Source organism: Pseudotabrizicola sp., assembly GCF_030684215.1.
Lineage (GTDB): Bacteria > Pseudomonadota > Alphaproteobacteria > Rhodobacterales > Rhodobacteraceae > Pseudotabrizicola.
On record NZ_JAUXOV010000021.1, the window covers coordinates 72954 to 94172 of the forward strand.

General features: G+C 61.3%; 20 protein-coding genes. 12 read left to right on the forward strand and 8 right to left on the reverse strand.

Annotation, left to right across the window (positions count from 1 at the left end):
- Nucleotides 1–41: 41 nt before the first annotated feature.
- Nucleotides 42–1379: an FAD-binding oxidoreductase gene (locus tag Q8K08_RS02480; RefSeq protein ID WP_305249101.1), complete on the reverse strand. Its 1338-nt coding sequence runs from the start codon at nt 1377–1379 to the stop codon at nt 42–44.
- Nucleotides 1376–2536: an acetylornithine deacetylase gene (gene argE, locus Q8K08_RS02485; RefSeq protein WP_305249102.1), complete on the reverse strand. Its 1161-nt coding sequence runs from the start codon at nt 2534–2536 to the stop codon at nt 1376–1378. Before argE ends, Q8K08_RS02480 begins: the two co-directional genes overlap by 4 nt.
- A 200-nt stretch (nt 2537–2736) precedes the next feature.
- Between argE and Q8K08_RS02490 the strand changes: the two genes are divergently transcribed.
- From Q8K08_RS02490 to Q8K08_RS02515, 6 genes are all read left to right on the forward strand, one after another.
- The gene (locus Q8K08_RS02490; RefSeq protein WP_304799805.1) at nt 2737–3747 is read left to right on the forward strand and encodes an ABC transporter ATP-binding protein; all 1011 of its coding nucleotides are present in this window, start codon (nt 2737–2739) and stop codon (nt 3745–3747) included.
- Entirely contained in the window at nt 3740–4804 is a 1065-nt protein-coding gene (locus tag Q8K08_RS02495; RefSeq protein WP_305249103.1) for an ABC transporter ATP-binding protein, read from the forward strand. The genes Q8K08_RS02490 and Q8K08_RS02495 overlap by 8 nt, the downstream gene beginning before the upstream one ends.
- The gene (locus tag Q8K08_RS02500) at nt 4801–6501 is read left to right on the forward strand and encodes a peptide ABC transporter substrate-binding protein (protein WP_304801640.1); all 1701 of its coding nucleotides are present in this window, start codon (nt 4801–4803) and stop codon (nt 6499–6501) included. The genes Q8K08_RS02495 and Q8K08_RS02500 overlap by 4 nt, the downstream gene beginning before the upstream one ends.
- A gap of 98 nt (nt 6502–6599) precedes the next feature.
- Nucleotides 6600–7607 (forward strand): ABC transporter permease, encoded by a 1008-nt coding sequence (locus Q8K08_RS02505; protein ID WP_305249104.1) that lies wholly within the window; start codon nt 6600–6602, stop codon nt 7605–7607.
- On the forward strand, nt 7600–8520 hold the full coding sequence (locus Q8K08_RS02510; RefSeq protein ID WP_304799140.1) for an ABC transporter permease: 921 nt from the start codon (nt 7600–7602) through the stop codon (nt 8518–8520). The genes Q8K08_RS02505 and Q8K08_RS02510 overlap by 8 nt, the downstream gene beginning before the upstream one ends.
- A 111-nt stretch (nt 8521–8631) precedes the next feature.
- The gene (locus tag Q8K08_RS02515; RefSeq protein ID WP_370870483.1) at nt 8632–8988 is read left to right on the forward strand and encodes an ArsR/SmtB family transcription factor; all 357 of its coding nucleotides are present in this window, start codon (nt 8632–8634) and stop codon (nt 8986–8988) included.
- A 12-nt stretch (nt 8989–9000) separates the two neighbouring features.
- Here the strand turns inward: Q8K08_RS02515 and Q8K08_RS02520 are convergent, their stop codons facing one another.
- Nucleotides 9001–9738: an SDR family oxidoreductase gene (locus tag Q8K08_RS02520; RefSeq protein WP_304799148.1), complete on the reverse strand. Its 738-nt coding sequence runs from the start codon at nt 9736–9738 to the stop codon at nt 9001–9003.
- A 67-nt stretch (nt 9739–9805) separates the two neighbouring features.
- Nucleotides 9806–10075 (reverse strand): usg protein, encoded by a 270-nt coding sequence (locus tag Q8K08_RS02525; RefSeq protein ID WP_304799156.1) that lies wholly within the window; start codon nt 10073–10075, stop codon nt 9806–9808.
- A 194-nt stretch (nt 10076–10269) separates the two neighbouring features.
- Here Q8K08_RS02525 and gyrA point away from each other — a divergent pair, with 194 nt between their 5' ends.
- The 6 genes from gyrA (at nt 10270) to gluQRS (ending at nt 16781) form a co-directional block, all read left to right on the forward strand.
- Nucleotides 10270–12978 (forward strand): DNA gyrase subunit A, encoded by a 2709-nt coding sequence (gene gyrA, locus Q8K08_RS02530; protein ID WP_304799164.1) that lies wholly within the window; start codon nt 10270–10272, stop codon nt 12976–12978.
- Nucleotides 12971–13321, forward strand: a complete 351-nt coding sequence (locus Q8K08_RS02535; RefSeq protein ID WP_304799170.1) for a hypothetical protein — start codon at nt 12971–12973, stop codon at nt 13319–13321. The genes gyrA and Q8K08_RS02535 overlap by 8 nt, the downstream gene beginning before the upstream one ends.
- An 89-nt stretch (nt 13322–13410) precedes the next feature.
- Complete coding sequence (locus tag Q8K08_RS02540) at nt 13411–14115, forward strand: hypothetical protein (RefSeq protein ID WP_304799177.1); 705 nt, start codon at nt 13411–13413, stop codon at nt 14113–14115.
- Between the two features lie 74 nt (nt 14116–14189).
- Nucleotides 14190–14540, forward strand: a complete 351-nt coding sequence (locus Q8K08_RS02545; RefSeq protein ID WP_304799184.1) for a DUF6614 family protein — start codon at nt 14190–14192, stop codon at nt 14538–14540.
- A gap of 67 nt (nt 14541–14607) precedes the next feature.
- On the forward strand, nt 14608–15939 hold the full coding sequence (trmFO, locus tag Q8K08_RS02550) for a methylenetetrahydrofolate--tRNA-(uracil(54)-C(5))-methyltransferase (FADH(2)-oxidizing) TrmFO (protein WP_305249105.1): 1332 nt from the start codon (nt 14608–14610) through the stop codon (nt 15937–15939).
- Complete coding sequence (gene gluQRS, locus Q8K08_RS02555; protein ID WP_305249106.1) at nt 15927–16781, forward strand: tRNA glutamyl-Q(34) synthetase GluQRS; 855 nt, start codon at nt 15927–15929, stop codon at nt 16779–16781. The genes trmFO and gluQRS overlap by 13 nt, the downstream gene beginning before the upstream one ends.
- Nucleotides 16782–16840: 59 nt before the next feature.
- On the opposite strand, the gene Q8K08_RS02560 is transcribed toward gluQRS, so the two are convergent.
- The 4 genes from Q8K08_RS02560 to Q8K08_RS02575 form a co-directional block, all read right to left on the reverse strand.
- The gene (locus tag Q8K08_RS02560; protein WP_305249107.1) at nt 16841–17389 is read right to left on the reverse strand and encodes a sarcosine oxidase subunit gamma; all 549 of its coding nucleotides are present in this window, start codon (nt 17387–17389) and stop codon (nt 16841–16843) included.
- Nucleotides 17382–20387, reverse strand: a complete 3006-nt coding sequence (locus Q8K08_RS02565; protein ID WP_305249108.1) for a sarcosine oxidase subunit alpha family protein — start codon at nt 20385–20387, stop codon at nt 17382–17384. Before Q8K08_RS02565 ends, Q8K08_RS02560 begins: the two co-directional genes overlap by 8 nt.
- Nucleotides 20384–20707 carry a sarcosine oxidase subunit delta gene (locus tag Q8K08_RS02570; protein WP_304799813.1) on the reverse strand — a complete coding sequence of 108 codons (324 nt, stop codon included), beginning with the start codon at nt 20705–20707 and terminating at the stop codon, nt 20384–20386. The genes Q8K08_RS02565 and Q8K08_RS02570 overlap by 4 nt, the downstream gene beginning before the upstream one ends.
- Before the next feature lie 78 nt (nt 20708–20785).
- Nucleotides 20786–21187 carry a hypothetical protein gene (locus Q8K08_RS02575; protein ID WP_305249109.1) on the reverse strand — a complete coding sequence of 134 codons (402 nt, stop codon included), beginning with the start codon at nt 21185–21187 and terminating at the stop codon, nt 20786–20788.
- Nucleotides 21188–21219 lie beyond the last annotated feature (32 nt).

Consider the following 21219-nt stretch of genomic DNA (forward strand, 5'->3'; position numbering starts at 1 on the left):
GGGCAGCACGCCATTCTGACCTTTTGATCAAAATTGAGGCATCAGGCGAGGGCCGGGCCGACCTGTGGTGCGGTGCCATCGCTGAACCGTGACAGGCGAAACCGGGTCAGGTCATGGCCTGTGGCCCGCCCCATCACCAGATCGGCCACCACCCGCCCCATGCCGGGACCAATACCAAAGCCGTGCCCGCTCATGCCCGTGGCGATGGTCAGGCCAGAGATGGCTGCGTGATCCACCACCGGCACCACATCGGGCATTGTGTCGATCATCCCGGCCCATGCGGATTTGATTTTTGGCCGGCCAAGCGTGGGGAATGCAGCGGCAAAACGGTCTTGCACCTGGCCAAGGCTAGCCATGTTGGGCGCGGGGTTCAGGATGCGCGTTGCTTCAAACGGGCTGGCGCCATCGCCCCACCGTCGCGGGGTGCGCCATGCGTCTGGATATCCCTTTGGGGCCATGGCGCGGAAATGGGTTGACCGGAAATCCTTTTTCAACACAGGTAGATAATGGGCAAAGCTGCGAAACGCATCGGGGCCGATGAAGAAATCATGTTCGCCCCCCGGAGCCAGCGTGTAGCCGCCATCCATCCGGCGGCGAAAGGCGAAATGGCTGTCGGTGGCGCCGCCTGCGAAAATCTGGGGCATCGGCTCGGTCTGGGCCACGCTTGCCAGCACCGACAGTTGCGGGATCGCCACGCCATGCGCTGCCAGAAACAGCCGCGACCATGCGCCTGCAGCCACCACAACCCGTGCAGCGCGTACCCTGCCCTGTTCAGTGATCACCCCCGCCACCGCGCCCGCCTGCACATCAAGCGCGCGGATGGCGCAATGTTCTACAATGCACACCCCCGCCTCAGCCGCAAGGCCTGCCAGCAGCGGCACGGCGGCCCATGGCTCGGCCCGTGCATCCGAGGGCGTCATCATCGCGCCCCTCCACGCGGCTGAGGAGCCCAGCATGGTCGCAATCTCGCAGCGCGCCAGCATGCGGGTATCGACGCCATTTGCCTGCGCATGGGGCAAAAACGCCTCATACTCCTCTAACGCGGCATCGGTATTGGCCAGATAGATCACTCCGGCCTGCGAGAAGCCCAACGCGTCGCCAAAGGTCTGCGCAAACCCCTGCCAAAGCCGCAGCGATTCAACCACGATCGGCAATTCATCCTTGTCGCGCCCCTGTTGGCGGATCCAGCCCCAGTTGCGGCTGCTTTGCTCCGCCGCGATCCGGCCCTTTTCGCACAAGACCACCTTTTGCCCGGCCTGCGCCAGGTATAGAGCAGTCATCACTCCGATGATCCCGCCGCCCAACACCACCACGTCGGCCGCTGCGGGCAGCGGACCGGGAAAGCGGATAGGCGTCGCCAGCGAGATCGGAAAGCTCATATCAGATCAGCCAGCAGCTTTTCCATGAACGCTTGCCCTGCGTGAAACTCGCTAAGCTCCAGATATTCGTCGGCCTGATGGGCCTGCGCGATGTCGCCGGGGCCGCAGACAACGCTGGAAATGCCTGCCGCCTGAAAATGCCCGGCCTCTGTGCCATAGCTGACAACATGGGTGGCATTGTCGCCGGTCAGGCGACGCACCAGCGCCTCGGCTGTGCCTTGGGCTTCGGGCACCAAGGGCGGCACGTCAAAAAACCGCTCCAGCAGCACATCGGCTTCGGGACGCACAGCTTGCATGGCGGCGCGCAATTGCTCCACCTCGGCCTCAAACGCCTGGCACCAGTCTTCGGGGGATTCACCCGGCACCACGCGAAATTCCATCACATAGCGGCAATCGGCAGCGGTGATGTTATGCGCGGTTCCGCCCGAGATCATACCGGTGTGCAGAGTGGTACAGGGTGGATCGAACAACGCCGCCACCGCCGAGGCAGGCTTGGCACGGTTTTCTGCGTTGCGATCATTGGCCCACATGATCAGGCGGGCAGCTTCCATGATCGCGCTGACCCCTTGCGGCAGCAATGATGAGTGCACTTCGAACCCGCGCACATGCACGCGGTAGCCCGCCCCGCCCTTGTGGCCATTGACCGCCTTCATCCGCGACGGCTCGCCAATGATTGCCAGATCGGCCTTTGGGAACGCGGCTTGCAATGATGCAATCAAGGGCGGCGCGCCCATGCAGCCGGTTTCTTCGTCATAGGACAGCGCGATCTGCAGCGGGCGACGCACCCCACGCGCTTGGCCCTCAACCAGCGCCCAGATCGACAGCGCATCAAACCCCTTCATGTCGCAGGTGCCGCGCCCGTAAATCCGCCCGTCGCGCTCGGTCACTGTCCACGGGTCCGAGGTCCAGTCCTGACCATCGACCGGCACTACATCAGTATGGCCCGACAGAATCACCCCGCCCGGCTCCATCGGGCCGACATGGGCAAACAGCCCGGCCTTGGTCCGGTCCTCATTCCAATGCCTATGAGCGGTGATGCCATGGCTGGCCAGATAGGTCTCTACCCAATCCACCAAGGGCAGGTTGGTGTCACGGCTGACCGTGGGAAACGCCACCAAGCGATCAAGGATTTGCCGCGGCGAGAGTCTTTGGGTCATGGGCGCGTCCTTGTTGCGGTTGTGGCAAAGGTGCGCCGCAAAAACGGGCAAGGTCAAGCCTCCAACGGCTGACGCAAGGGAAGCGCAAACAAGCTGCTTGCGGGATGCAGAAAAATATCTAACACTTGGTCAAATCACGGGCGGGCCCTTGGTGCCAGCGCCGAAAAAATAAATAAAAAGAACGACTTGGGGGTTAACATATGGCCGATGGGGCCGCGCCCGTCCTTGATGTCCGGGGGCTAAAGACCGTATTTCGCACCCGCGGGGGTGAAGTGCATGCCGTTAATTCTGTCAGCTTCCATCTCAACCCCGGTGAACTTTTGGGCGTTGTCGGGGAAAGTGGTTCTGGCAAGTCTGTAACGATGATGTCGTTGATCGGGCTTTTGCCCTCGCCGCCTGCTGATGTGCGGGCGGGCACTGTGATGTTGGGCGACCGCGACCTGTTGAAAATCAGCGCTGATGAACTGCGCGATGTGCGCGGAGCCAAGGTGGGTTTCGTGTTTCAAGACCCGATGACCAGCCTGAATCCGGTGTTCACGGTTGGCAACCAGATCATGGAACCGCTGATCCGGCACATGGGGATGAACAAGAAACAGGCCGAGGTCCGCGCGGCGGAATTGCTGGCGCTGGTCGGTATCCCCGATGCGGCGGCGCGGCTGAAATCCTATCCGCACCAGTTTTCCGGCGGCATGCGTCAGCGGGTGATGATCGCGATTGCACTGGCCTGCGACCCCGATGTGCTGATCGCGGACGAGCCGACAACGGCACTGGATGTGACCATTCAGGCACAAATTCTGGAACTGGTGAAAGACCTGCGGCAAAAGCTGGGGATGGCGATTGTCTGGATCACGCATGATCTGGGCGTGATCGCCGGGATCGCAGACCGGGTGATGGTGATGTATGGCGGTCAGGTGGTAGAACAGGCCCCGGTCAAAGAGTTGTTTGCCAACCCGCAGCACCCCTATACCCGCGCCCTGCTGAAAACCATTCCGTCGCTGACCGGCGAACGCGAGGCGCGGCTTCAGGTGATCGAAGGCCAGCCGCCGATCCTGATCGGCGCGCCCACCGCCTGCCCGTTCCGCGCCCGCTGCGCCCATGCCTTTGCCCGGTGCGAGGCCGAAAACCCTGAGCGCCGCGCGATTGACGGTCGGGCCGTCGGTCAGGGGCATGACGTAGCCTGCCATTGGACAGCCGAGGTGGCCCATGCTTGATCAGGCGCCGAAATCCATCACCCCGCTGGTGCAGGTGCGCGGACTGAAGATGTATTTCCCGATCTATTCGGGCCTGCTGCGCCGCCACACCGGCGATGTGAAGGCCGTTGATGGGGTCAGCTTCGATATAATGCCGGGGGAAACGCTTGGTCTGGTTGGCGAATCCGGTTGCGGCAAATCCACCGTGGGCCGCGCCCTGCTGCGGCTGTATGAAATCACCGCTGGCAATGTGGTCATCAACGGCACCGACGTCGCCACCCTTGCCCCCGAGGCGTTGCGCAAAGCACGCCCGCAAATGCAGATGGTGTTTCAAGACCCGCAAGCCAGTCTGAACCCGCGCATGACCCTTGCCGATATCATCGGCGAGCCGCTGGATGAGCATACCGACCTGGACAGCACCCAAAAGCTCGCCCGGATTTACGAACTGATGGATGCGGTCGGTCTGAACCGCCGCTTTGCCAACCGCTTTCCGCATGAATTTTCCGGCGGTCAGCGTCAGCGCATCGGCATTGCGCGCGCTCTTGCGCTGAACCCGCGGTTCATTGTCTGTGACGAACCGATTGCTGCACTGGATGTGTCGATTCAGGCGCAGGTGGTCAACCTGCTGGAAGATTTGCAGGAAAAGCTGGGCCTGACTTATCTGTTTATCAGCCATGATCTGTCGATGGTGCGCCATATCGCGGACCGGGTGGCGGTGATGTATCTGGGCCGGATCGCGGAGCTTTCCCCGCGCGATGCGCTCTATGCGCGCCCCTTGCATCCTTACGCCGAGGCGCTGCTGTCAGCGGTGCCCGAACCCGACCCGACCCTTGCGCGGTCGCGCCAGCGGATCATCCTGCAAGGCGATGTGCCCTCCCCCGCCAATCCGCCCAAGGGCTGCAACTTCTGCACCCGTTGCCCCAAGGTGTTTGACCTGTGCCGTCAGGTCAAACCCGAACTGGTCGAAGTGGAACCGGGCCGTATGGTCGCCTGCCACCTGTACCCCAATACCAGTGTCGCCGGATCAACCGGCGTATTCGAGGCCAAAGAGCACAACCAACAAGGAGTCTCTCAATGAAACTGAAAACCGCCCTTCTGGGTGCCGCCGCCACGCTGGCCTTTGCGCCTGCCGCATTTGCGGAACGCGGGGCCGATGGCAACGTCAAGGTTCTGTATTCGCAGGCCGTGTCGATCATGAACGCCTATCTGTCTTCGGGCACCAAAGATGTGGAAGTGGGCAGCCTTGTGCTGGAACCGCTGGCCGGCTTTGACCAGGATGGCAATGTCATCCCGCGCTTGGTCACCGAGATTCCGTCCGTGGAAAACGGCGGTATCTCTGAGGATCTGACCACAATCACTTGGAAGATCACCCCCGGTCTGGTCTGGTCGGATGGCACGCCGTTCACCTCGGCCGATGCGGTGTTCTCCTACCAATATTGCACCGATCCTGCCGGTGGCTGCGCGCAGGCCGCGCGCTATGAGGGCATCGAGAAGGTCGAGGCCATTGACGAGCTGACCGTCAAGATCACCTGGACCGCACCGAAGCCGAACCCGTTCACCGCCTTTGTCGGTGGTACCTCGCCCATTCTGCAGGCGGCACAATTCGCCAATTGCCTTGGTGCAGCCGCACCAACCTGCACCGAGCAGAACTTCAAGCCCATCGGCACCGGCCCGTTCATGGTCACCGACTTCAAGGTGAATGACGTGGTCGAACTGGCCGCAAACCCGAACTACCGCGACCCGGCCAAACCGGCCTTCGCCACCATGACCGTCAAGGGCGGCGGCGACGCAGCCGGAGCGGCCCGTGCGGTGATGGAAACCGGCGAATTCGATTACGCCTGGAACACCCAAATCAACCCCGAACTGCAAGTCCAGATGGAAAAGGGCGGCAAGGGCCAGTTCGTTTCGGCCTTTGGCACGCTGGTCGAGCGGATCGAAATGAACCTGACCAACCCGTCGCCGGACCTGCCCGAGGGCGAGCGTTCGACCGCCGCGCATCCGCACCCGTTCCTGTCGGATCTGCGCGTGCGCAAGGCACTGTCGATGGCAATTGACCGCGCCCTGCTGGTCGAGGTCGGCTATGGCAACGCAGGCCAGCCGACCTGCAACCTGGTGCCGGCGCCTGCGACCTTTGCCTCGCCCAACACCGATTGCATCGCGCAGGACATGGACGGCGCCAAGGCCCTGCTGGACGAAGCAGGCTGGACCGTGGGGGCCAACGGCATCCGCGAAAAAGACGGCAAGCCGCTGAAAATCCTGTACCAAACCTCGGTCAACGCCGTGCGTCAGGACTTTCAGGCCCTGATCAAGGGCTGGTGGAACGAGCTGGGCGTCGATGTCGAGCTGAAGTCCATTGATGGTGGCGTCTACTTCGGTGGCGACCCAGGCTCGCCGGACACGTTCCAGAAGTTCTATGCAGACGTGGAAATGTATGCCAACAACTTCGACGGCACCGATCCGGAACCCTACCTTGCGCAATACCTGTGCGACAAGGCCCCAAGCCCGGCGAACGGCTGGCAGGGTGAAAACGTCAACCGCTTCTGCGATCCGGCCTATGATGCGCTGGTCGCCGAACTGGCCGCGACCCGCGACATGGACAAGCGCGGCGAAATCGCCATCCGCCTGAACGAGATGCTGACGAAAGACAGCTATGTGATCGTGCCGCTGGTGCACCGTGGCCGCCTGTCGGCGCATTCCACCACGCTTGGTGGTGTTGTTCTGAACACTTGGGATTCAGAACTGTGGAACGCAAGCGACTGGTTCCGCATCAAGTGATCTGACATCGGGGCGGGGCGCGGGGTTTTTCAGACTCCCGCCCCGCCTTCCTTTTCTGTTCCCCCTCCCTCAACGACTGCTGACTCGAGGCGTTGCCCATGCTCACCTTTACGATCCGTCGGTTGCTGCTGGCGATTCCGACGCTTCTGTTCATCAGTCTGGTGATCTTCCTGCTGGTCGATTTCGCGCCTGGCTCACCGATGAGCCAGATTCCCCTGACCGTTCCCCCCGAGGTGCGGCTCAAGATCATCGAGGCCATGGGCGCGAACGAGCCGATTTTCGTGCGCTATCTGCTTTGGCTCAAACAGTTTTTCTATGTTGAACCGCTGGTGCTGATCGACAGCATCTTTGGCAGCAGCTATTCCCAAGGCATGCAGCGGATCGTCAGCTGGCAGTCGCGTAGCCCGGTGATGGATATCATCGTTGAGCGCATGCCGCAGACCCTGACGGTGGTGGGCTCGGCCTATGTCATCGGCGTGATCATCGCGGTGCCCATTGGAATTTACTCGGCCTACCGGCAGTATTCATGGTTCGACCAGTTGGGCACGTTCATTGCAATGATCGGGTTTTCGGTGCCGACCTTCTTTACCGGCGTGGTGCTGATCCTGGTGTTTTCGGTCAACCTTGGCTGGTTCCCATCGATCTACAACACCTCGCTCAAGGTGACGGACTGGGACAGTTTCATGCTTCAGGTCAAACAGATGGCGATGCCTGTGGCCGTGCTGGCGCTGTATAATGCGTCACAGATCAGCCGCTATATGCGATCGTCCATGCTGGACAATCTGGCGCAGGATTATGTGCGCACCGCCCGCGCCAAGGGCATGTCTGAACGTGTGGTGGTGCTGAAACACGTGCTGCGCAACTCGCTGATCCCGGTGGTTACGGTCATTGCGCTGGGTATCCCCACCATTTTCGGCGGCGCAATCATCACCGAACAGGTGTTTAAGGTGAACGGTCTGGGCGCATTGCTGATCAACGCCATCCAAGGGTCTGACCTGCCGATGGTGCAAACCCTGACCTTTATCTTTGCCGTGCTGATCGTGATGTTCAACCTGATTGCCGACGTGCTCTATGGCATGCTCGACCCGAGGATCCGCTATGACTGATACATCCGTCATTGAAAAACCCCGCAGCCAATGGGCGGATGTCTGGTCGCAGTTCAAGACACACAAGGGCGCCGTTGCAGCCCTGACGGTGTTTGTGCTGTTGATCCTGTTCGTGACCATCGGTCCCTTTATCTGGACCGTTGATCCGAGCTATATCAACCCCAACGGGGCAGAGATGATCCGCACCCGGAACAAACCGCCAAGCTGGCAATTCCCACTGGGCACCGATCAGCTTGGCCGTGACATGCTGGCCCGGATGATGAAGGGCGGGCAGGTCTCGATTGCGGTTGGCATGGTGGCCATGCTGATCTCGATCTTCCTTGGCACGCTTGTTGGGGTGACGGCAGGGTATTTCAAACGCCTTGACGGCCCGCTGATGCGCCTGACAGACCTGTTCCTTGCCCTGCCGCTGCTGCCTTTGCTGCTGGTCATGGTCATGTTGTTCCGCGACCCGCTGGCCCGCGCCATGGGGCCAGAAAGCGGCACCTTTCTGCTGATCGTGTTCGCTATCGGTGTGACCAGCTGGATGCAGGCCGCCCGCATCGTGCGTGGCGAGGTACTGGCGCTGAAGGAGCGCGAATTCGTGCTGGCCGCGCGGTCGATCGGCACGCCATCACGCCGGATGATCCTGCGCCATATCCTGCCCAATGTGGTCAGCCCGATCATGGTGTCGGCCACGCTTGGCATCGCAAGCGCCATCATCACCGAAAGCGCGCTGTCCTTCCTTGGCCTTGGCTTTCCGCCGGATTTCCCGACGTGGGGTCGGTTACTGTTTGATGGCGTCGATTACATCCAGCAATACCCCGAGCGGGTGATCTGGCCCGGTGTCGCGATTTCGCTGACCGTTTTGTCGGTGAACTACATCGGTGACGGCCTGCGCGATGCGCTTGACCCGCGGATCAGGGGTCGCTGACGCGGCAAAACACCCGGTCGTGATGGCACCCTTGTCTCGGGGGGCCATCACGCATTACATTGGTGGAACCGGAAACCACCGGGGCGGAATGGAGCCATGTCAGTGGACAGCATGACAAATCACACCGACAGCGCACGGCCAGTTGAGGCCGGTTGTGAAGCATTGCCCCCCGCAGCGATGGAGGTGCAGGCCGCAATGGCCGCCAGCTTTCTCAAGGCGCTGAGCCATGAAGGGCGGTTGATGATCCTGTGCCATCTGTCATCGGGCGAAAAGACCGTGACCGATCTGGAGCGCCTGCTTGACAGCCGGCAAGCCGCCGTAAGCCAACAACTGTCGCGCCTGCGGCTTGAAGGGCTGGTGTCGTGCCGCCGTGAGGGCAAGGCCATTCACTATGCCATTCAAGACCCAAAGGTCAGCCGTACCATTGCGCTGATGTATGACATGTTCTGCAAACCCGGCCTTGGCTAAGCGCGAACCGGATCAGCCGCGCCCAAGATAGGGCATGTCGCGCGCCATAATGGTCATGAACGGCACGTTCACATCCGGCGGCAGGTTGGCCATATGCAAAACCGCCTCGGCCACATGCACAACCGGCATCAGGGGTTCGGGCCGCATCTCGCCGCTGGCTTGCGGCATACCAGCCGAGAACCCGGCAGTCATTTCGCTGGCGGCGTTGCCAATGTCGATCTGACCGCAAGCGATATCAAACCGCCGCCCGTCCACCGCCAACGTCTTGGTCAGCCCGCTGACCGCATGTTTTGACATGGTATAGGGCGCCGACCCCGGTCGCGGACGGTCGGCGCTGATGGATCCGTTGTTGATGATCCGTCCGCCCTGCGGGCTTTGCCGGCGCATCAATCCAAAGGCCGCACGGGCACACAAGAACATGCCGGTGATGTTCACATTCGACAGCGCCAACCAGTCGGCCACCGCAATCTCGTCAATAGGTTTGCCGGGCAAAGACATGCCTGCATTGTTGAACAAAACATCCAGCCGCCCGAACGTCGACTCTACCCGCGCAAAGCCTGCGTCAACCTGCGCGGGGTCCGTCACATCCAGCGGCAGAACCAGCGCTTCATGCGTGCCCGCCGTTTCACGCAGCGCATCCTCACGCCGGCCCACCAGCGCCACGCGCCAGCCCGCCCCGATAAAGGCCCGTGCGGTCGCCCGCCCAATGCCAGACCCTGCCCCGGTGATCAGAATGCTGCGCTGTGTCATGCCGTGTTCCTCCCTCATGCGAGGGGAACCTTAGCGAGCGATCTGCCGGGGTGCCAGAGCCAGCCGCCTAATGCAGCCGGAATTCCCCCACCACATTGCGCCATTCATTCGGGCCAATCAGTCGCTTGTGGCTGAAACGCACCGAATGCAGCGGGCCATCGATCTTTTCCTGCCAGTATTCGATGAATTTGAACAAGCGCGGGTAGTCGGGGGCCAGATCATAGTCCTGCCACACGAAAGTATTGAGAACATTGCGGTAATCCGGCATCCGGTAGAACATCTCTGCCGTGGTCAACCCATAGCCTTTCAGCATCAGCTCCGTCTCGGTTTTTTCCATATGAGTCTCCTGTTCAGGCTCCCCCTTTTGAAATCATGCCAAAGACAGATTAATAATCAATGATTTCAATTTATTATCACCCCGCCGTTGTGGCTGCCAAATCGGGCATCGGGGTGCCATTGCACCCCATCCCTTGCATGGTGTAAGGTTATGCCAACAAGATATAGCCCCCCCGCAAGGAAGGCACCGACCACATGAGCGACACGCCAGAAGATACTGATACCAAAGATGAAAAGCCGGTTCACACCGGACCTCAGATCGACATCGCAGCCGAGATGAAGACCGCCTATCTGGATTACGCGATGAGCGTGATCGTCAGCCGCGCGATCCCTGATCTGCGTGACGGGCTGAAGCCTGTGCATCGGCGCATTCTTTTCGCGATGAGTGAATCTGGCAACAGCCATGACAAGCCTTACCGCAAATCGGCCCGTCCGGTGGGCGATACGATGGGGAAATATCACCCTCACGGTGACTCTGCGATTTATGACGCACTGGTGCGGATGGCACAGCCGTTTTCGATGTCTTTGAAACTGCTGGACGGTCAGGGCAACTTTGGCTCAATGGACGGGGATTCCGCTGCTGCGATGCGCTACACCGAAGTGCGCATGGACAAGCCGTCGGCATTTCTGTTGGCCGATATCGACAAGGAAACTGTTGATTTTCAAGACAACTATGATGGCAAAGACCGCGAACCCACGGTCCTGCCCGCGCGGTTCCCGAACATGCTGGTCAATGGCGCGGGTGGTATCGCGGTTGGCATGGCCACAAACATCCCGCCCCACAACCTTGGCGAAGTGATCGACGGCACACTGGCCCTGATCGAAAACCCGGATCTGTCATCCGAGGCGCTGATGGAGATCATCCCCGCCCCCGATTTCCCCACCGGGGCCACGATCCTTGGCCGCGCTGGCGCGCGCAAAGCCTATCTGGAGGGACGCGGCTCGGTCATCATCCGGTCCAAGACCCATATCGAGGAAATCCGCAAAGACCGGTATGCCATCATCATTGATGAGGTGCCCTATCAGGTCAACAAGGCCTCCATGATCGAAAAAATCGCCGAACTGGTGCGCGAAAAGCGGATCGAGGGCATCGCGGCTGTCGCCGACGAATCTGACCGCATCGGGATTCGCGTTGTGATCGAGTTGAAACGCGACGCAACGGCCGATGTGGTGCTAAATCAGTTGTTCCGCTTTACGCCGATGCAGACCTCTTTCGGCTGTAACATGCTGGCGCTGAACGGTGGCCGCCCCGAACAGCTGACCTTGCGCGATTTCCTCACGCATTTCATCACCTTCCGCGAAGAAGTGGTAGCACGCCGCACCGCGTTCGAACTGCGCAAAGCCCGCGAGCGCAGCCATATTCTGTGCGGTCTGGCTGTCGCCGTGTCGAATGTGGACGAAATTGTGCGCACCATCCGCGGCTCTGCCGATGCGGCGGAAGCGCGTGAAAAGCTGATGACGCGCCGTTGGCCCGCCGCCGATATCGCGCCTTATATCCTGCTGATCGACGATCCAAGCCACACGATGAACGACGACGGCACCTATAACCTGTCCGAAGTTCAGGCCCGCGCCATTCTGGAACTGCGCCTGCAACGCCTGACGGCGCTTGGCGTCAAGGAAGTCACGGACGAACTGGAAGAACTGGCAGGCAAGATCAAGGAATACCTTGAAATTCTGGGATCGCGTGAACGGATAATGGCCATCATCTCGGACGAGTTGCGCGAGGTGAAACAGCTTTTCGCCGTTCCGCGCCGCACCGAAATCGTCGACTGGGCCGGCGATATGGAAGACGAAGACCTGATTGAGCGCGAAGACATGGTCGTGACGATCACCAGCGGCGGCTATATCAAGCGCACGCCGCTGGCCGAATTCCGACAGCAGAACCGTGGCGGCAAGGGTCTGTCTTCGATGGCAACCAAAGAAGATGATGTGGTGACTACGCTTTTCGTGGCCAACACCCATACCTGGCTGCTGTTTTTCACGACCGATGGCATGGTCTACAAGCTGAAAACCTGGCGTCTGCCACTGGCCGGGCGCACCGCCAAGGGTAAGGCGATTGTCAACATCCTGCCGATCCTGCAAGGCGTCTCGATTGCGGCGCTGATGCCCGTCGATGTGCCCGAGGATGAGTGGGAAACCCTGCAGATCGTCTTTGCCACCAGCGATGGCGATGTGCGCCAGAACGATCTGTCGGATTTCACCAACGTCAAACGCAACGGCAAAATCGCGATGAACCTGCCCGAAGGGGTCTCTTTGGTAAACGCCGCGATTGCTGATGAAAATGACGATGTGATGCTGGTCACCGCCCTTGGCCGCGCGATCCGCTTCTCCACCACCGACATCCGCGTCTTCAAATCGCGCGGATCGACGGGGGTACGCGGCATTCGTCTGGCGACGGGCGACCAAGTGGTGTCGATGGCGATCATCCGCCACTTCGAGGCCACGCCAGAGGAACGCGAGGCCTATCTTAAGCAACGCCGCCTGATGGCCGGCGCCGCCGAGGATGAGGCAGAGGCCGATGACGAAGAAGAAACCGTTGCGGCAGGCCAGCTTTCGCCCGAACGCTATGCTGAGATGTCGGCGCTGGAAGATCTGATCCTGACCATAACCGAAGGCGGGGCGGGCAAACTGTCATCCTCGCACGGCTATCCGGTGCGCGGGCGGGGCGGTATGGGCGTGATGGCGATGGACAAGGCGATGCGCGGCGGGCGGCTGATTGCCTCTTTCCCCGTCGAGCTGTCTGATCAGATCATGCTGGCGACCTCGACCGGGCAGTCGATCCGAGTGCCGGTCGATCAGATCAGCTTCCGTTCGCGCTCTGCCGGGGGCGTGCGGGTGTTCAATGTGGGCCGCGACGAGCTGGTCGTCTCCGTCGCCCGCGTGGCCGAACAGGCCGATGAGTGAGCTGGAGCAGCGGCTGGCCGATCTGGCCGCCGCTGGTCTGACGATCACTTATGGCCAGCTTTCCCGCGATCTGGGCTGGCGGATGGCCGAACTGACCGCAGCGCTAGAGGCGCTGATGGTGATTGACGCGCGCAACGGCCACCCGTTGCGCGCGTCTGTGTGTAAAGGGCGTTTGTCGGGCGGCCTGCCCGCGCGCGGCTTTTTTGACAAGGCCGTCGAGCTGGGCCTGATCCCAGCAGATGATGCAGCCTTTGTCGCAAAGCACCGCACGGCCCTTTTCCACGCGGCGCAGACGCGGCAACCGGAGGTTGTTGCGCCCAAGTCACAAACGGGCAAGGACTGATCGGGCGCGTTTACACCGCAGCGTCATAGGGCGTATCTTATTGTCAATGTGCAAAAAAATGCGCGTATACAAAGAAAATCGAGGCAGAAATGAAGCATACCCTTTCCTTGGCCCTGGCCGGTCTTTTCTGCGCATCTGCAGTGCAGGCTTTTGAAGTCACGGGCGGTTCACTGTCGCTGGGATATTCCAGCTTTATCGGCAGCAGCCCCGCCACCGATGTCAACAAGCTGTCGCTTGGCAGCTCCATGGAGTTTGGCCTTTCGCAGCAATTTTCGGTGCAGGGAGACTTTGCCTTGACCAAGTTCAATGCAACCAATCTGGACAACACGAATTTTGGTTTGCACGCGATTTTCCATGTCAACGAAAGCACCTCGGTTGGTGCATTTATCGGCCGCGATCGCATCGAGCACGAAAATCTGAATTATTTCGGCGTCGAGGTTGGCCATCAGGCAGGTGCCTTCGGGACCGAGGCCTTTTTGACCATCGCCAAGGATGGGGGCAGCAATGGCACAGTCATTGGCGTAAAGGGCGAATACTCATTGACAGACTCGGCCATGCTCGGCGCGCGGTTTGATCTTTTGAACGTCGATGGTGCCGATGCCGCCAAGTTTGCCATTATCGGAGAAGTGGCGGCACTGCCAGGCCTGAACCTTACCGGGGAACTTGGTCAGGCGCGGATCGACGGAATCGGATCAGAGGCATATGTCGGCGTTGGCGTGAAGGTAAACTTCGGGGCCAAGCGCGGTGCCACTTTTGACCGCCGCAGCATCATCGACCTTCTGCCCGGCGGCTGATGACGGCGCAAAGGCGGCGCTTAACGATTTGCACATCAAACGACCGTATCCTTCTCCACAGGAGGATACGACCGATGAACCTTTATCACTGCATGATCGAACTGCGCCAGGATTGCCGGGCACTTGCGTTTGCCAAGGCCGTTGATGGCTGGATGCAGCATCTGCAAACACGTGGTCTCATCACCGGCTGGCGTCTGATGCGGCGCAAATTCGGCCTTGCCTCGGGCGCGCACCCTGATTTCCTGCTGGAGATTGATGTGCCGGGCATGGCCGCGCTGGATGACGCCTTCGCCGCACTCGCCGCCGCAGATGACGACGCGGGCCGCCGCTATGACCTGATGCACCAGATGATCGCATCGGTTGAAGTCGGCCTTTACCGTCCCTACCCCGATACCAGCCAACGCGAACGGATTGCCTTGGTCTGACGCAATCATAAGTCACGGCCATATGCCACGCCTTGAAAGCAGCCGGGTGCCGGGATATCTCCCACGGATGAGCAAAACACTCCACATCATCGGCGGCGGCATGGCCGGATCAGAGGCCGCCTGGCAGGCGGCGCAGCAAGGCATCACCGTGGTTATCCACGAGATGCGGCCAAAGGTCGGCACTTTTGCCCACCGCACCGGGCATCTGGCCGAAATGGTCTGCTCCAACTCTTTCCGGTCTGATGACCACGAAAGCAATGCCGTTGGCCTTTTGCATTGGGAAATGCGCGCGGCAAACGGGTTGATCATGGAACAGGCCGCAGTGCATCGCTTGCCCGCAGGTGGCGCTCTGGCGGTGGATCGCGACCCTTTTGCCCAAAGCGTCACCGCGCGGATCATGGCCCATCCGCTGATTTCCGTATCTTACGAGGAAATCACCGAACTTCCGACCGATGGCCACTGGATCATCGCCACCGGCCCGCTGACCTCTGGTGCATTGGCCCAAAACATCCGCGCCGCCACCGGGGCCGATGCGCTGGCGTTTTTCGATGCCATCGCGCCCATCGTCTATGCCGATTCTGTCGATATGTCAGTGGCGTGGATGCAGTCACGCTATGACAAGGGCGAAACGGTTGAAGAACAGACCGCCTATATCAACTGCCCGCTGACCCGCGACCAGTATGAGGACTTTATCGACGCGCTGCTGGCCGCCGACAAGACCGAGTTCCATGAGAATGAAACCGCAGGCTATTTCGATGGCTGCCTGCCGATAGAAGTGATGGCCGAACGCGGCCGCGAAACCCTGCGCTTTGGCCCGATGAAGCCAGTCGGCCTGACCAACCCGCATCAGCCCGATGTCAAAGCCTATGCCGTGGTGCAACTGCGCCGTGACAATAAGCTGGGCACGCTTTTCAACATGGTCGGCTTTCAGACCAAAATGAAGTACGGCGCGCAGACTGATGTTTTCAAACGCATTCCCGGCCTGACCAATGCAAGCTTTGCCCGTCTTGGCGGCATCCACCGCAACACCTTCATCAACTCGCCCACCCTGCTGGATGATCAGATGCGCCTGAAAACGCACCCGCATATCCGTTTCGCCGGGCAGATTACGGGCGTTGAGGGCTATGTCGAAAGCGCCGCCATGGGTCTGCTCGCGGGCCGCATGGCCGCCGCCGAAATCAAGGGCGAGACGCTGCCGCCGCCGCCGCCCGAGACCGCGACCGGCGCGCTTATTACCCATATCACCGGCGGGGCCGAGGCAAAAACCTTTCAGCCGATGAACGTCAACTTCGGGCTTTTCCCGCCGATTGACGCAAAAGGCGGGCGCAGGGGCCGCAAAGACCGCTACAAAGCCTATACCGACCGCGCCAAGCAAGTGTTTACCACGTGGCTGTCGTAACGCGGTTTGCGCCCTCGCCCACCGGTCCGCTGCACCTTGGCCATGCCTATTCGGCGCTGCTCGCACATGACATGGCGCGCCGCCACAACGGCACCTTCCTGCTCAGGGTGGAAGATATCGATCAACAGCGCAGCAAACCTGAGTGGGAGGCGCAGCTGCTAGACGATCTGCACTGGCTGGGTATTTGCTGGGACGCGCCGCCGATGCGCCAGTCAGACCGCCTGCGCGCGTATCATGCCGCCCTCGACCGGCTTTGGCAGGCGGGGTATCTCTACCCTTGCACCTGCACCCGCCGTGACATCGAAACCGCCCTTGCCGCCCCGCAAGAAGGCGCGCCGCACCATGGCCCCGATGGACCGGTCTATCCCGGAACCTGCCGCCCGCAGCACGCCCCCCAAGTCCCTCGCCCGACTGACCAACACCTGCGCCTTAACATTGCCAATACCCATGCGCTGCTTGGTGAGGGCCTGACCTTCAGCGAAACCGGCCCGACGCACCCCGCCTCCACAATCACCACGGCCGAGGATTACACCCGACGCATCGGTGATGTGGTCCTCGCCCGCAAGGATTTCGGCACCTCATACCACCTGTCCGTCGTGGTCGATGATGCGGCCCAAGGCATCACCCATGTCAGCCGCGGCGAAGACCTGTTTTACGCCACCGCCATCCACATCCTGCTGCAACGCCTGCTGGGCCTGCCCACGCCGCTCTACCATCACCACCGCCTGATCCGCGATGATCAGGGCAAGCGGCTGGCCAAACGCGACGACGCGCGCGCCCTGTCCAGATACCGTGCCGAAGGGGCCACGCCACAAGATATCCGCCGCATGGTCGGTCTTTAGCTTCATCCAGGCCAAAATACTCTGCGGGGTCTGGGGGTGCAAAACCCCCGGTGCAACGCCTACAGCTCAGACCCCGGCTGGGCCGATACGCTCAGAACCCCCATCACATAGCCCGCGACCGAGCGGAAGCACACCAGCGTAAAGCCTGCGTCCTCGGCCCAGAATGCCGCCGCAACCTGCGCCGCGCGGCTGCGGCGCACCTCACCCGGCGCCAAATGGTCGAAATCCACCGGCGACAGCTTGCGCAACACCTGATCGGCGCGCGCGCCTTCAATGCGGAACACCGCCCGCGCGTCTGAGACATCAACGACCAGATGATGCTGGCCCTCCAGCGCCTGCGCGATACTGGCCAATGCCGCCGCCACATCGGCGTAAGGCACCACCAGCAGCAACTCATCCGGGCTCATCCAGCCCACCGCCCGCTCGCCTTGCCGCACAATCCGCCGCACCGCAGGCAGCGCGCAACCGGTAACGGCCAGAACCGCCGCCTCCAGCCCCGGCGTGCCCTCTTTGGCGCGCAGGGTGATCATGCCAAGCGGGCCAATTTCGCGCACCGAAGCAAAGCCATCATAACGTGCGCCCGAAAGCGCGGTGACCGGATCAGACATTCTGCTTCTCCCCGTCTTTGTCAAAGAACACCGCGTTCACGACCCGCGCTTTGGTGGTGCCGCCATCCATCCGTGTAAACTCTATCACCTCACCCATCCGCGCCGGGCCCTGTCGCAGCAAGCCCATGGCGATGCCGCGCCCAAGTGTCGGCGAATGATAGGTCGAGGTCACGCGGCCCTGCACGCGGCGCTGGTTGTTGGCATTCACCCCATGCTCGGGGATATACGCGCCATCCTCCACCACCGACCCGTCCAGCGTCTCGAACCCGACCAGTTTCCAGCGGTCCGGGTTGGCAAGGAAGCTGCGTTCCTGACCACGTTTGCCAAGGAAGTCGGCCTTTTTCTTGCTGATTGCCCAATCAAGCCCCAGATCCTGTGGAATGATCGTGCCATCGGTCTCGTCGCCGATCATGATAAAGCCCTTTTCGGCCCGCATGATGTGCAGCGCTTCGGTGCCGTAAGCCATCGCGCCGAATTCTTCCCCCGCCGCGTGCAGCGCCGCCCAAAAGGCCGCACCATGGCTGGCAGGAACCGCGATCTCATAGGACAGTTCACCCGAGAAACTGATCCGATACACCCGGCAGGGGAACCCGCCTAAAGTGCCGTCTGCCCAGCCCATAAAGGGCAACGATTCCTTGGAAACATCCATGCCGCCCAGCTTTTCCAGCAACATGCGGGCGTTGGGACCAACCACGGCGGCCTGCGCATATTGTTCGGTCACATTGGCGGTAAACACCTGCCAATCCCACCATTCACATTGCAGCCAGTCTTCCATCCAGCCATGAATCCGGTCCGCCCCGCCCGATGTGGTATGGCACAGCCATGTATCGGCGTCGATCCGGGCAACCACGCCATCGTCTGACAGGAACCCCTGTTCGTTGCACATCAAGCCGTAGCGGCATTTGCCGATGGGCAGGCTGCTCATCACGTTTGTATAAAGCATATCAAGGAAGCGTCCGGCATCGGGGCCTTTGACGATGATCTTGCCCAACGTGGATGCATCAAGCAAACCAAGGGCTTCGCGGGTGTTTTTAACCTCACGATGCACCGCTTGTTCCTGCGTCTCGCCGGGGCGCTGGAAGCAATAGGGCCTGCGCCAATGGCCGACGGGTTCAAAATACGCGCCGTTTTGTTCGTGCCAACCGTGCATCGGTGTCTTGCGCAGCGGCTGGAAAATCTCACCGCGCGCTTCGCCTGCCAGGGCCCCAAGCGGCACCGGTGTATAGGGTGGGCGGAAGGTGGTGGTACCAACCTGCGGGATAGCCGCGTTCAGGCTGCCCGCAAGAACCGCCAGCCCGTTGATATTGCTCAGCTTGCCCTGATCTGTTGCCATGCCAAGCGTGGTATAGCGCTTGGTGTGTTCCACCGATTCATAGCCTTCACGCGCGGCAAGCTGCACGTCTGACACTTTCACATCGTTCTGATAGTCCAGCCACATCTTTGAGCGCAGCGCGATGGATGCGCCCTGCGGCATGATCCAGACCGGCTCCAGCGGGGATTCATCGGCCACCACCTGCACCGGAGGAGCGAATTTTTTCACCTTGTAACCAAGCGCTTGCAAGGCGATCTTTACCTGCGCATCGGCATCTGCCACCGCGCCGCGCAACGCGCCATTCGCAGCACCAGCGGTCAGCACCATAGCAGAGCCGTCTTCATGCAGCGGCGGGCGGGCGGCGTCGGGGCGGAACATCGCGTCCGCATCATCCCAGATCAGCTTGCCGCCGCAATGGCTCCACAGATGCACGACAGGCGACCAGCCGCCCGACATGGCAACCGCGTCGCAGGGCATCGTGGAGCTGGCAGCCCCCTCGCCCGCTTGCAGGCAGATTTCGACTGCCTCGACTCGCTTGCCACCTTTGACCTTTGCAATGGCGCGCCCGGTTTCCACGCGAATCCCCAAGGCGCGCGCACGTTCCGGCAAAGCGCCGTTGGCGATGGTGCGGGCGTCGATCACCGCAACCACATCAAGCCCCGCCTCTTTCAGCGCAATGGCAGTGCGGTAGGCGTCATCATTGTTGGTGACCACAACTGTGCGGTCACCGGGCGACACGCCCCAGTTCACCACATAATCGCGCACCGCCCCGGCCAGCATCACGCCCGGAATATCATTGCCAGCAAAGGACAAGGGTCGCTCTATCGCGCCGGTGGCTGCGATGATCTTGCCCACCCGCATCCGCCAAAGCCGGTGCCGGGGCCGCCCGTCGCCGGGGGTGTGGTCGGCCAGTTTTTCGTCCAGCAGCACATAGCCGTGGTCATACGACCCCGCGGCCATGCAGCGCAGGCGCAGTGTCACATTATCCAGCGCGGACAATTCCGACACAGCAGCGTCAACCCACGCCCCCGCAGCCATACCATCGATCACATCGCCATCGACCGGCGCTCGCCCGCCCCAATGGGCAGTTTGTTCCACCAGCCAGACCCGCGCGCCAGCACGGCCTGCCACCAGTGCGGCCTGCAAGCCAGCCACGCCGCCGCCTACGATCAGCAGATCGCAGAAGGCATAGGCCTGTTCATACCGGTCCGCGTCACGGTCGCGTGGTGCCGAGCCAAGGCCAGCGGAGTGGCGGATGATCGGCTCGAAGATATGCTTCCACGCGGCGCGCGGATGGATGAAGGTCTTGTAATAAAACCCGCCCGGCAGGAACCGCGCGGCGTAGTTGTTCACCACACCCACATCGAATTCCAACGACGGCCAATGGTTCTGACTGCGCGCTTCCAGCCCGTCAAACAACTCGGTCGTGGTGGTGCGCTGGTTGGGTTCCAGCCGCGCGCCAGTGCCCAGATTGACCAGCGCGTTGGGTTCCTCTGCCCCGCTGGCAACGATCCCGCGCGGGCGATGGTATTTGAACGACCGCCCCACCAGCATCTGATCATTGGCCAGCAGCGCCGAGGCAAGGGTATCACCCGAACAACCGCGCAACCGCTTGCCGTTAAAGGTAAATTCAACCGGGGCAGAACGGTCGATCAAACGACCGCCGGATTTCAGACGCGTGCTCATGAATAGCCCTTCCACTCGGGGCGCTTGGCCTTGATTTTGTCGATGATGTCAGCGGGGGGTTCCGTGGACTGCGCAGGATATGTCCCGAACACCTCCAGCGTGGCGGTGCAGCGTGCGGCCAGAAACCATTTGCCACAGCCGTAGGCATGCCGCCAGCGTTCAAAATGCACGCCCTTTGGGTTTTTGCGTGCGAACATATAGGCCTCGAACTCATCCGGGCTGGAGCCGGGACCAAAGCGTTTAAGATGCGCCTCGCCGCCGGGGGAAAGTTCGGTTTCATCGGCCGCGACACCGCAATACGGGCATTCAAGGATCAGCATGGCGCACCTTTGGACATGACAAAGGCGGGCGCTGAACAGCGCCCGCCTTGCCGGGACAGGGAGAGAGAATGGTTGGTCTTAGTTGCCAGCCGGAGCGGGTGCCGCAGCGTCAGGGGCCGGAGCAACCGGGTCTGCAACGGCTGGTGCCTCAGGGGCAACAGGGACAACAGCATCAGGTTGGGGTGTGACAGGCGCTTCTGCTGCCGGAGCAGTGGCAGGAGCTTCGATCGTGACGTTGTTGCTACCGGCTGGCTGTGCAGGGGGAGCGTCGCTGCCACTATACACAAGCGCCGCAATCCCAACGGCAACAACGGCACCGCCAAGCATCCATGCGAACCAGTTGGTCGAGGTCTGGGTTTCGCGGACGTGGCTGGTGTGTGTGGCACCGGCATAGGGCTGGTTGCCAGGGTTGCTGTAGCCCGGCGCGGTGCCCGGCGCGCTGCCCGGTGTGGTCGTGGTTGAGTTGTAAGCGTCGGACATGTCTGGTCCTCCTTGCAATGTGTGATTGCAAG

Excerpts from the sequence above, each read along its gene's own strand:
- Q8K08_RS02575 (WP_305249109.1), bottom strand. The coding sequence starts at position 21,187 with ATGTCCGACGCTTACAACTCAACCACGACCACACCGGGCAGCGCGCCG.
- Q8K08_RS02500 (WP_304801640.1), top strand. The coding sequence starts at position 4,801 with ATGAAACTGAAAACCGCCCTTCTGGGTGCCGCCGCCACGCTGGCCTTT.
- Q8K08_RS02565 (WP_305249108.1), bottom strand. The coding sequence starts at position 20,387 with ATGAGCACGCGTCTGAAATCCGGCGGTCGTTTGATCGACCGTTCTGCC.
- Q8K08_RS02570 (WP_304799813.1), bottom strand. The coding sequence starts at position 20,707 with ATGCTGATCCTTGAATGCCCGTATTGCGGTGTCGCGGCCGATGAAACC.
- Q8K08_RS02545 (WP_304799184.1), top strand. The coding sequence starts at position 14,190 with ATGAACCTTTATCACTGCATGATCGAACTGCGCCAGGATTGCCGGGCA.
- Q8K08_RS02535 (WP_304799170.1), top strand. The coding sequence starts at position 12,971 with ATGAGTGAGCTGGAGCAGCGGCTGGCCGATCTGGCCGCCGCTGGTCTG.
- Q8K08_RS02490 (WP_304799805.1), top strand. The coding sequence starts at position 2,737 with ATGGCCGATGGGGCCGCGCCCGTCCTTGATGTCCGGGGGCTAAAGACC.
- trmFO (WP_305249105.1), top strand. The coding sequence starts at position 14,608 with ATGAGCAAAACACTCCACATCATCGGCGGCGGCATGGCCGGATCAGAG.
- Q8K08_RS02515 (WP_370870483.1), top strand. The coding sequence starts at position 8,632 with ATGACAAATCACACCGACAGCGCACGGCCAGTTGAGGCCGGTTGTGAA.
- gyrA (WP_304799164.1), top strand. The coding sequence starts at position 10,270 with ATGAGCGACACGCCAGAAGATACTGATACCAAAGATGAAAAGCCGGTT.
- Q8K08_RS02525 (WP_304799156.1), bottom strand. The coding sequence starts at position 10,075 with ATGGAAAAAACCGAGACGGAGCTGATGCTGAAAGGCTATGGGTTGACC.
- argE (WP_305249102.1), bottom strand. The coding sequence starts at position 2,536 with ATGACCCAAAGACTCTCGCCGCGGCAAATCCTTGATCGCTTGGTGGCG.
- Q8K08_RS02505 (WP_305249104.1), top strand. The coding sequence starts at position 6,600 with ATGCTCACCTTTACGATCCGTCGGTTGCTGCTGGCGATTCCGACGCTT.
- Q8K08_RS02540 (WP_304799177.1), top strand. The coding sequence starts at position 13,411 with ATGAAGCATACCCTTTCCTTGGCCCTGGCCGGTCTTTTCTGCGCATCT.
- Q8K08_RS02560 (WP_305249107.1), bottom strand. The coding sequence starts at position 17,389 with ATGTCTGATCCGGTCACCGCGCTTTCGGGCGCACGTTATGATGGCTTT.
- Q8K08_RS02510 (WP_304799140.1), top strand. The coding sequence starts at position 7,600 with ATGACTGATACATCCGTCATTGAAAAACCCCGCAGCCAATGGGCGGAT.
- Q8K08_RS02495 (WP_305249103.1), top strand. The coding sequence starts at position 3,740 with ATGCTTGATCAGGCGCCGAAATCCATCACCCCGCTGGTGCAGGTGCGC.
- Q8K08_RS02520 (WP_304799148.1), bottom strand. The coding sequence starts at position 9,738 with ATGACACAGCGCAGCATTCTGATCACCGGGGCAGGGTCTGGCATTGGG.
- Q8K08_RS02480 (WP_305249101.1), bottom strand. The coding sequence starts at position 1,379 with ATGAGCTTTCCGATCTCGCTGGCGACGCCTATCCGCTTTCCCGGTCCG.